A 655-nucleotide genomic window follows, 5' to 3' on the forward strand; every position below is an offset into this window, starting at 1 on the left:
ACGCCATCGCCGCCGGCTCCGGCGCCCCCGACGTCGCCCAGATCGAGTACTACGCCCTCGGCCAGTTCGCCATCGGCGAGTCCGTCGAGGACCTCTCCCCCTACGGCGCCGCGAAGTACGGCACGAGCTTCACCCCCGGCCCGTGGAACGCCGTCACGGAGGACAAGGCCGTCTTCGCCCTGCCGATGGACTCGGGGCCCATGGCGTTCTTCTACAACAAGAAGGTCTTCGACAAGCACGGCGTCAAGGTGCCCACCACCTGGGACGAGTACGTCGAGGCCGCCCGCACCCTCCACAAGGCCGACCCGAAGGTCTTCATCACCAACGACACCGGTGACGCCGGTGCCACCACCAGCCTCATCTGGCAGGCCGGCGGCCGCCCCTACAAGACCGACGGCACGAACGTCACCGTGAACTTCGAGGACGAGGGCACCCAGAAGTACACCGCCACCTGGCAGAAGCTCCTCGACGAGAAGCTGGTCGCGCCGATCAGCTCCTGGAGCGACGCCTGGTACAAGGGCCTGGCCGACGGCTCCATCGCCACCCTCTCCATCGGCGCCTGGATGCCCGCCAACCTGTCCTCCGGCGTCGCCGCCGCCTCCGGCGACTGGCGCGTCGCCCCCCTCCCCCAGTGGACCAAGGGCGACAAGACCAG

1 protein-coding gene is annotated in these 655 nt (G+C 69.0%); it reads left to right on the plus strand.

What is annotated here, in order from left to right; translation table 11 throughout:
• Window positions 1-655 (plus strand): ABC transporter substrate-binding protein (locus tag IE245_RS36595; RefSeq protein WP_189955791.1); only part of this gene is annotated, 655 nt, incomplete at both ends.

This window comes from Streptomyces roseolus, assembly GCF_014649855.1.
GTDB lineage: Bacteria > Actinomycetota > Actinomycetes > Streptomycetales > Streptomycetaceae > Streptomyces > Streptomyces roseolus.